This is a genomic window from Aeromonas sp. QDB03, from assembly GCF_027707985.1.
GTDB lineage: Bacteria > Pseudomonadota > Gammaproteobacteria > Enterobacterales > Aeromonadaceae > Aeromonas > Aeromonas hydrophila.
Map to the genome: position 1 here is coordinate 68,230 of NZ_JAPCJG010000015.1, position 9,817 is coordinate 78,046.

The window sequence follows — 9,817 nt, forward strand, 5'->3', positions numbered from 1 at the left end:
AATGCTCTGTAGGAATCCTCTGATAATGAGGCTGAATTTGCAAAGTCAATATAGGACTTTTCTGATTAACTTCCCCCGCGGTTATAAATACACTGACTCCAGTGATATACAGCCAGTTTTTATTTTTTGATAAATAAAATCTGGCATGTGAAACCCAGTCTGGATCTGGAACTGTCATGAAGAAAATTTTTTCTATCTTGTTGCTGATATGCAGTGGCAATGCGCTGGCATCGGCTGAAATCAGTATAGGTACGCTCTATGACTATATGTCTGGCCAGCAGAGTACTTATTTAAAGCGTATTCGTAATCAGGGTGATGCAACCGCCTTTGTAAAGGTCGCCATTCACGAAATCACCTACGATGCGGCTGGCCAGCCGCAGGAGTCGGCAGAGTTAACCGAGGGGCGTAGAGCACTGATTGCTAGCCCCTCCCGCATGATTATTCCGGCCAATGGGGTGCAGGCGACCCGGCTGCTGTTTATGGGAGAGCGGGACAAGGAGCGCTATTTCAGGGTCCGTTTTATTCCTGTGTTGCCAAAGCAGGAGGATGGCTTCGATCTGGATGCAAATTCTGTTCAGAAGGAACAGCAGCAAGTCTCGGCCGGGGTAAATATATTGACAGGCTTTGGCGCCATTATTTTTGTGATGCCAAAAAAGAGTCGGTTTGATACCCAGTTTATAAAGACGGACACCATGACTACAGTCGTGAATAAGGGTAACGCCACCATAGCGCTGGATTTTTTTGAAGAGTGTGATGGGCGGAAGAAAAACTGTTCCACCCCAAGCAAGATCCATCTGTTGCCAAATATGCAGAAGCAACTGATGAAAAAGAGCGATCACCTTTACCGGTTTGAACTGATTGAGGGTGACAAGAGCAGAAACATGGTGATTGGTCACTGATGTTTCTTATATCCGAGAGAGGAGAGAGTAATGAAAGTATGGATAGCTGCGCCCCTGGCCATGCTGGTGTCGGCCAATCTGATGGCTGCCGAACGTATTGAGCATCAGGTCACTGTGACCGCCCAGATCCCGACCGAAGCTTTCTATGTACAGCCGACCGGCGGGGACAACTGGATGAGCACGCCGCAGAAGCTGGCCTACAACCCTTATACCAAGAAGCTGGACAAGCTGAGCAAACAGCTGGATGCCAAGAGCACCATAGGTGCCATCACCGGCTACCTGACCAACCCGGCCGTGATGGCCAGCGGCAACGACAACATTCCCCTGACCGTTAAGGTGGGCGGTGTCGCCCTGTCGACCACCTCCGTTGAAGTAATGAAGGCTGATGATGCCAAGACCGGCAAGTTGTTGGGGCTGGAAGTGATCCCGGTGGATGCCCCGGTCGCTGGCTACAAGCCAGGCAACTACCAGGGGGTAGTCAACATGATATTTGAATCGGAAGCCCCTAAAGGTGGCGCATAAGCCGATTGATGGAGGCTCCCTGTATCGGGGGAGCCTTTTTGTCTGTGCTTAGAAGAGTGAGATAGCTTGTGCCGTATTTCTCTTTCCTGTTGATCCTGGTTGTATTGTGTGTACCGGCCTGGGCTACGGGGGGGCATGTTGCACAACCCCTTGACCTGCTACAACAAGCAGAAGATTTGCCTGATGGTTTTGCCGACTACTTCTTCGGCGTCCCGCTGACGGTGCGCATCCTGGTGGATGGGCAGTTGTTGGGGGAAGGCGAGATAGTGCTGGGCAAAGACACCAGCGTACAACTGCTGGCTCTGACCGACGGCCACGAGAGCGAGCTGGAAGAACGGGACCGCCAGCGCTGGAGCAAGGTGCTGACGGCATCCCATCGACTGGGCCCATGTCAGAATCAGTGTACCGACGAAGTGCTGGCGCTGGAGTACAGCCTGGAGAACTCCCAGTTGTCGGTGCTGACGGCCGGTGCCGAGAAGGGGCAGCCGCTGACCCGTTATTACAACCTGCCCAGCGGGGGCAGCTATGGCGCCCTGTTGCGCCACCAGTTGAACCTGACCCAGGGGGAAGGGGAGCAGCGCAGTGGCCGTTACAACCTGATGGCACAGGGCAGCATAGGACAGTGGACTCCGCTGCTGGAGGGAGAAGTGAGCCAGTCTGGCGGCGGGCAGGCGGCTCAGCATCATGTGCAGCAACTTTATGCCGAACACGAAGGTACAGGACATTTCTATCGGCTGGGCTACTTCTCGCCCTATGCCCAGGGGCTGGTGCGTCAGCCCACCCTGTTTGGCGGCGGCACTCCGACCGTGCTGGGGGCCATGCTGGGTGACTCCGACACCCTGTTGATAGAGCAGGGCCAGGCCAGTACCACACCTGTCTATGTCACCCCGAGCCGACCCGGCATGGTCGAGATCTATCGAGATGGGCTGCTCATCAACTCGCAGCAGGTGCTCTCCGGCTTGCAGGCGCTGGATACCAAAGTGCTGCCCACCGGCATCTACGAGGTGGAGCTGCGTGTGCTGGAAGATGGTCAGGTGACCGAGCGGCGTACAGAGATGATCTACAAGCCGATGAACTGGCAAAACCCGGATAAAAGCTGGCGCTTCAACCTGTTTGTGGGCCAGCAGACCCGCTTGTTCAGCAACTGGGAGGAGGACACGGCCCGGCCTCTGAGCAGCGGCGTCATGCTCAACCATCTGCTCACCCCTTCGGTGGTAGTCGGGGCCTCCAGCCAGTATATCGACCAGCGCTGGCAGCATGGTCTCTCTGCCGACTGGAGCTTGGATAAACAGTGGCGGTTGTTTGGCAACCTGATGGCGACACAGGCGCTGGGTAGCGGCTTCGATTTGCAGGCTTTGTACCATTATGGCGAAGGCAGCCTGGTGCTGAGCCACCAGCAGCAGCGCCAGCATGGGCAAATGGGGGAGGAGAGCCGTGACCTCAAGCAGAGCAACCTGTCGTTGCAGCAGCGGCTCGATGAGCGCCACTCCGCCAACTTTTATCTGGCACACCAGGTGGGGCGGGGGTTGGGGGCCGATCTGGGCTGGCGTTACAACGGAGAGTTGCTTGGTCAAACAGTGAGCTGGAACCTGACAGTGTTTGACCGGCCAGGTAGCATCAGTACTGATCATGCGAGGGACAGGGGTGGCATGCTCTCCCTAAGCATGAATCTGGGAGGAGAGCGTAGCCTACTGGCCATCGGTATCGGCAGTCGAACCTCTCGCTCCGGTGGGCAGGAGCGCAACGCCTCCCTCGGGTACCAGCAACAGTTGGAGTGGGGCGCACTGCAGAGCGTGGGGGCCAACTTGACTACCGACAGTTACGGCGTCGGCACGGCAGGCTACGCCAGGTTTCAGGGGGAGTTGGTCAGTGGTGATGCCCACCTGCAATCATCCTCCTATAACCGTGCGCTGAGCGGGGGGCTCAACCTCGACAGTACCCTGGCGTTTGGCGATGAGGGCAGCCTGACCATGACAGGTCAATCGCAAGGGTACGAGGCGGGCATGATAGTGGACCTGGAGTCCGATATGCCCGAGCTGACTCTGCGCGCCGATGACGATCAAGGCAGCAATATCAAGTTGCGGCCCGGTTGCAACCTGATACCCGTTGCCGCCTATCGCAGTGGCGCCGTGCAGCTGGATCTGGCAGAGCACGATGCGCCCTCGGTGAGCATTCGCCCCAACGTCCTGCCCTATCATCTCAACAAGGGGGGGGTGGCCTATCACAAAGTCAGGGTCATGCAGACAGTCACCGTCATCGGTCGATTGTTGGATGAGAAGGGCGATCCCTTGAGAGGCGCCATGGTGGTCAACCACGCGGGCCGCACAGTCAGCGAGGCCGATGGCTTCTTTGCGGTGGAGATGAGCGAACGCAATCCCAGCTTGCAGGTGGAATATCAGGGAGCACAGCAGTGCGATCTGGCGCTGGACACGGCCCGAGCCGAACGCCAACAGGCTGTGTTGTTACTGGGTGATCTGGTCTGCAGTGCCCAGGCCTGGGCCAGTCAATAAGTGCTTGAGCAGGAAGAGATAATGAGAGCTGGTGCGATGTACGGATATTGGTGGTTAATAGCAGGCTTGCTGTTTGGATTTCCATGTCAGGCAGCAGTCGTTAAAGTGACCGCTGAATATAAGCCTGCAGTCTATGAGGCTGATAATGGAACCTTTGTTAGCACTACAAAATGTGTGAAAACCAGTGAGGGAATGTGGCTTTCATCCTGTAGTGGCGGTGTAATGTCACTTGATAGCTTGTTGTTTTCATTAAAAACTAAAGTAAAGCGAAATGTGAAAAGGGATTTTTCAAATACAAGAGATTCTTTTGTTTCCCTAGGTTCGTTGGGAAACAAAACCATGATTATTACATCTGATAAAGGGCAACAGTTCTCGGTTTTATTTAATCCTGATAAGTTAGGAGTGCATTTTGATTCTGTTGTCAATCCAAATGATGGCTGGAAAATTTATAACACCGCATTTACAAATCCTAAGGGGGGGTGCCGATATCTTGAACGAGAGGTTGCAGGCTATATTAATCTAACCTCTTGGATCGTATTATGGGGAGATGTCGGGGGGAAATCTTGTTATACAGGCCTGTCTGTGGATGGTACATCTGATATACAAGCGATGTTCTTGGGGTTTAAAATAACACCTCCTTCTCCGCTGAAAATGTCAAATGGAATTTATACCGGTTCGATAATTCTCTCTGTAGGCCAAAATAAAGATATCGATCTTGGTAATGGGGTATATGAAGATAATCAACTGATAATAGAGTTGACATTAAAAGTTCAACATCAAATAAAGGTAGAGTTTCCTCCTGGTGGTGACAAAGTCGTGTTGCAACCTCCTGGTGGATGGCATGACTGGATTTATCGTGGGAAAGCACGTATTCCTCCCTATTTGATTGCGGAATTACCATATCGACTATGGAGTAGTTCAGATTTTAATGTCTGGCTGAACTGCCAGTATGCCATTGGTGAAGTCTGTATGCTGAATAATGAAAGGCTCGGGATGCAAGTCAGACTTGATGTGATTTATGTAAATAAATCCAAAGAAGAGATTCCCTTGAAACATGGCGTCAAGAAATTATTCTCAGCAAGTTTACGAGGCCCATATTTCATAAATGAAGAGCGAAGCATCATATTTAAAGTTCAGGAACCAGTCTTGGCCTTGATGATGGAATATCCGGGCAGCACTTATAAAGGTAATGTAACCCTTATTTATGATGCCGCTATTTAAGGCTCGGGTGATTCACCAAGGTCAAGATTCAGGCCAGCCCTTGCTCTTTGGCATAGTGAAACAGGTCGCTATCGCTTTGCAGGCCGAGGCGTACCATGGCACTCTTTTTCTGGGTGCTGATGGTCTTGACGCTGCGGTGCAGGTACTCGGCCACCTGGGTGACAGACATTCCACTGGCTAATAAACGCACGACTTCGCTCTCCTTGGGGGTAAGTTGACCCAGGCTGGTCTGGTGATCCAGGCCCGCTTCGGCCAGCAGGGTTTTCACTGATCTGCCGATATAGTTGTGGCCAGATAATATTTGACGAATGGCTTCGGATAGTTCGCTGATCACAGCTTTTTTGAGCAGGACACCGCTTACCCCTAATTGGAGCAATGACTGCAAGATGCCGGCATTGTGGATCTGGGTCAGCACCAGAATAGGTAGGGTAGGATAATCTCGTTTCAATTGCTGGATCATGGTCAGCCCATCGCTGCGTTCATCCCCTGGCATACTGAAGTCAGTGATCAATAGATTACAGGGATGTTTCTTTAATGTATTTAAAAGTTCGGAGACTTGATGTGCTTCGGCAACAACTTCGCAACCAGGTTGATTGTGTGCAATAAGGCTGCGGATACCTGCCAGTATCAGTGGATGGTCGTCGGCAAGAATGATCTTGAAAGACATAGGTGAGCCCCATATAAAACAGCGAATAATATTTAAACTACCAAACATCTCATTTCTATACTACTTTGCGCACCGCATTTTTTCGAGCGTTTATATGATGTCACCTTTTTCAGGATTGGCACGATGAGGTGTTCTCATGTGGCTATATCCCGATGCATAATCGTTATACTGGTATTTAATATCAGTATATTCAGTCAACCACTCTTTGCGAAAAAAAACGCGTTATTACCAACAGTAAGTGTCGGGTTACTAGTGGGGGGGTGGGGACCATTTCAGCAGTGGGATGGTCATAATGCCAGTGGTTTCAGCGTCGCCCTGATCAGCATATTGGCCAAGAACCTTGATTACCGGATTGAGTGGAAAGTATATCCGGACTGGACTCGCCTATATGCGGCCAGTTGTCGTGGTGAGGTCGATATTCTACTGGATGCTTTTCGCGCGGAAGAGCGGGAATGCATTTCATACACGCGCCCTTATTATTCGTCATCGACTGTGGTCGTGGTGCGCCATGACTCTCCTTTCTTCCGTGATGTCAGTGGTTTGAATCAATCTCGTATCGCTATCGAAGCTGGTTTTCTGACCGAAAAGCTGGTTAGGATCCATTATCCCGATGTGTCTCGTATTCTATTTCGGGACTCCAGTTCTGCTTTGCAGGCGGTGCTGGATAAACGAGCCGATGCCTATATTGGCAATTTGCATGTCACGAATCAGTATATTGCCCAACATCCAGAACTGGCCGTGGTCGCTCAGGCCCCCTTGTTGATGGAGAGCCTTCACCTTGGTATCAGCAAACATAAATCCAGACTGGGAGTCCGGTTTGATACCGCGATTCAGGCGCTGACGGTAGAGGAGCGCAGCGCTCTGGAGCAAAGCTGGCTGGGTGACAGCAGTTTGAGTTTTCAGGGGCACAGCGGTTTTTTACTGCGCCCTGATGAGCGTGAGTGGCTCTCCCGTCTGCCTCCCCTTAGGCTGGGTTTTATTCCTGGGTGGGTGCCGTTTTCCTATGCGGATCACGAGGGTAAATTGACGGGGTTGATAGGCGACTATCTGAATGTGTTCAAGGACAAGCTGGGCTTGGCCTATCAATACCGTGTTGATCAGAGTTGGCCAGAGTTGCTGCAGGCATTGCTCCATCAAGACGCTGATATTGCAGTCATTCCTATTCGAATCAGCCAGAGGGTTGCGGGTTGGCAGGTGAGCCAACCTATTGCGTCCTTTCCCGTGGTCATTGCCATGTCTCGTGGCAGCAGCACTTTTGGGGGATTTGCAGAGCTGGCGGGCAAGCACTTGATCGTCACCGACAGCTTGTTGATCGCCGAGTTGAAGTCCCGGATCCCTGACATACAGACCACGGTTGTTTCCAGCCCAAGAGAGGGGTTGGCGATGGTGGCCTCCGGCAAGGGGGATGCCTATATGGGCAATCTGGCGGTGATATCACGGCTCATCAACGAGTATTTTGATGACTCGCTGCATATTGTCGCTCCCACTCCTTTCAGAGATGAGCTGGCGGTCGCGGTGAGAGATGCCTATGCCCCGCTGCTGCCGCTCATCAATCGGGTACTCGCCAGCATGAGTGACAAGGAAAAGCGGCAGATCCGCAATAGCTGGCTGGCGGTGAACTACAACGAAGGGATCTCGTGGCACAAGCTGGTTAGTACCCTGATCCCTGTCGGTGCCGGTATCACCCTGTTTATTCTTTCACTCTCTATCGCGTACTTTCACCTGCGCCAGGAGATAACCCGCCGGCGCCAGGTGGAGGCCGATCTGGCCTTTGCCAAGGAGGCGGCCGAGCTGGCCGCCAGGCAGAAGGCCGATTTCCTCGCCACCATGAGCCACGAAATCCGGACCCCCATGAACGGCATCATCGGCATGGCGGAACAGCTGCGTTTTACCTCGCTCGATCCGGAGCAGCGCCAGATGGTGGGCATCATCAATCAGGGGGCGGAAGGACTGCTCCAGCTGATCGGCAATGTGCTGGATTACTCCAAGCTGGATGCCGGCAAGATGGAGTTGGCACCCACCAGCTTTCTGCTGCGTGAGCTCATCGACAGCGTGCTGACAATGACCAGTAGCGAGTTGCAGCGCAAAGGGTTGCAACTCTATCTGCGTGTTGATGATGAAGTGGGCGCCCGCTTCTATGGTGATGTGCTGAGGCTCAAGCAGGTGCTGTTCAACCTGGCCAGCAATGCGATCAAGTTCACCGAGCGCGGCTTCATCGAACTGTCGATCAGGGTAGAGGGAGAGACAAATGAAGAGCAGTGGTTGTTGCTTGGGGTGCGGGATACCGGCATCGGCATGAGCGAAGATGTGCAGGCCCGTGTTTTCAATGCCTTCGAGCAGGCGGATGGCGCCACGACCCGCAGTTATGGGGGGACCGGACTCGGTCTCAGTATCAGCCGGACGCTGGCGACGCTGATGGGGGGGCGATTGAGGCTTGAGAGTGCCCCAGGGCTAGGTACCTATATTGGCTTGTCCATCCCCCTGGTACTGGAAGCGCGCCATGAGCCGGATCCCAAGCTGGCGGGGCTGAGTGCCTTTATGGCATTGCCGGATGGCAAACTGCACCACCAGCTGCGGCTGCATCTGCTGTCGCTGGGGTTGCGGCTGTGTGAAGCCCCACAGAGTGTGCACTTGTTGTTTGGTGACCTGAATGAGCCGGCCGCCATCCGGGTCGTGCCGTTTGGCAATGTGCTGGGTTATCAGCTTGGTGATGATGGTCATTATTGCCTCAACAGTAATCCCCTAACCTGGCAGGCCGTGAGGGATGTCTGTTATCGCCAGCTGGGCCTGGCCGAGCAACTGTCGTCCGATTTGTCGTCAGTTGGAGCGGATGAACCACTGTTGCCACAGCGATTGCTGGTCGTCGAGGATCACCACCTGAATCAGGTTCTGGTGCAGCGCCAGCTCAAACAGCTCAATCTGCAGTGCGATCTGGCTGAAAATGGTCGACAGGCGCTCGCCATGCTGACTTTTCATCGCTATGACCTGATCCTGTGCGATTGCCAGATGCCGGTGATGGATGGTTATGAGTTTACCCGCCGGGTGCGGGCCACAGAGGGATTGGCACAACTCCCCATCATTGCCATGACGGCCAACGTACTGCCGGAGCAGGCGCAGCGTTGTCTGGCGGCCGGTATGAATGATGTATTGGGCAAGCCCGTACTCATGGATGGACTTAGCCAGATGCTGGTGAAGTGGCAGATATTGCCGGTACCCAGGTTGCTCGACATCAACCTGTTGCAGGCTACATTTGGTTCTTCACTTGAGACAATGCTGCTGTCGTTTCGTCAGGATCTGGAACAGTCCCTTGGCTTGAGCCATAAGGATGACAAGGCGCTTGCAGATTGGGTGCATCGACAGGCGGGAACGATAGCCATGATGAGGATTGACGAAGTAGCAGAGCAGGCATGGCATCTGGAAGAGCAAATCCGCAAAGATGGGCGTGCACGATGCGAGGTGGAGTTGACGAAATTTCGCGATGTTTTGCAACAACTTGTCGATGAGCTAGCGGCACTATCCCGAGACTGTCGTCAGCCTGCTGTGGCTCTCTGATGACAACGCAGGATGACCGGAGGAGGGGGCGGGCTGTACGGCCTGTGCCAGCCAGGCCCAGTCGAGCAGGGGGGTATCGGCTTTGAAGCGCTGATAGGCAAGGCCCTGGTCGACGGTCAGAAACAGAGTGGTCGGCAGGCCGATGCGGTTGATGTAACGCACCATCACCTCGCCGCGATAGGAGCTGAGTCGTTGCTGCAGCTGCGGCAGACTCAGCCCGGTTGCCTGTCCCTTTTCATCCCAGATCTCGAACATGGTCATGTCTCTTGATGTGATGGCAATACTGTTTCCAAAAGCGGGCCGACAGGCAATTGTCAGATCTGACAGTGTCAAATGGAGAAAGGCATGAAAAGCGAAAACCCGGCACTGGGCCGGGTTTTCTTGAATGATGGTGGAGGGAGAAGGATTCGAACCTTCGAAGGCAGAGCCGTCAGATTTACAGTCTG

7 protein-coding genes are annotated in these 9,817 nt (G+C 53.5%); 5 read left to right on the forward strand and 2 right to left on the reverse strand.

The window, feature by feature from the left end:
- The first annotated feature begins 176 nt into the window (after positions 1–176).
- From PG900_RS21625 to PG900_RS21640, 4 genes are all read left to right on the forward strand, one after another.
- Entirely contained in the window at positions 177–899 is a 723-nt protein-coding gene (locus tag PG900_RS21625; RefSeq protein ID WP_270832253.1) for a hypothetical protein, read from the forward strand.
- Positions 900–929: 30 nt separating this feature from the next.
- Positions 930–1,421 (forward strand): CS1 type fimbrial major subunit, encoded by a 492-nt coding sequence (locus PG900_RS21630; RefSeq protein ID WP_077095331.1) that lies wholly within the window; start codon positions 930–932, stop codon positions 1,419–1,421.
- Between the two features lie 176 nt (positions 1,422–1,597).
- The gene (locus tag PG900_RS21635; RefSeq protein WP_270832255.1) at positions 1,598–3,931 is read left to right on the forward strand and encodes a CS1-pili formation C-terminal domain-containing protein; all 2,334 of its coding nucleotides are present in this window, start codon (positions 1,598–1,600) and stop codon (positions 3,929–3,931) included.
- 21 nt (positions 3,932–3,952) lie between these two features.
- Complete coding sequence (locus tag PG900_RS21640) at positions 3,953–5,152, forward strand: hypothetical protein (RefSeq protein WP_270832256.1); 1,200 nt, start codon at positions 3,953–3,955, stop codon at positions 5,150–5,152.
- A 28-nt stretch (positions 5,153–5,180) separates the two neighbouring features.
- On the opposite strand, the gene PG900_RS21645 is transcribed toward PG900_RS21640, so the two are convergent.
- On the reverse strand, positions 5,181–5,819 hold the full coding sequence (locus PG900_RS21645) for a response regulator (RefSeq protein ID WP_029301659.1): 639 nt from the start codon (positions 5,817–5,819) through the stop codon (positions 5,181–5,183).
- Positions 5,820–5,942: 123 nt separating this feature from the next.
- On the opposite strand from PG900_RS21645, the gene PG900_RS21650 reads away from it, so the two are divergent.
- On the forward strand, positions 5,943–9,371 hold the full coding sequence (locus PG900_RS21650) for a transporter substrate-binding domain-containing protein (protein WP_270832258.1): 3,429 nt from the start codon (positions 5,943–5,945) through the stop codon (positions 9,369–9,371).
- On the opposite strand, the gene PG900_RS21655 is transcribed toward PG900_RS21650, so the two are convergent.
- Positions 9,333–9,626, reverse strand: a complete 294-nt coding sequence (locus tag PG900_RS21655; RefSeq protein ID WP_270803270.1) for a hypothetical protein — start codon at positions 9,624–9,626, stop codon at positions 9,333–9,335. The genes PG900_RS21650 and PG900_RS21655 overlap by 39 nt on opposite strands.
- Between the last annotated feature and the right edge of the window lie 191 nt (positions 9,627–9,817).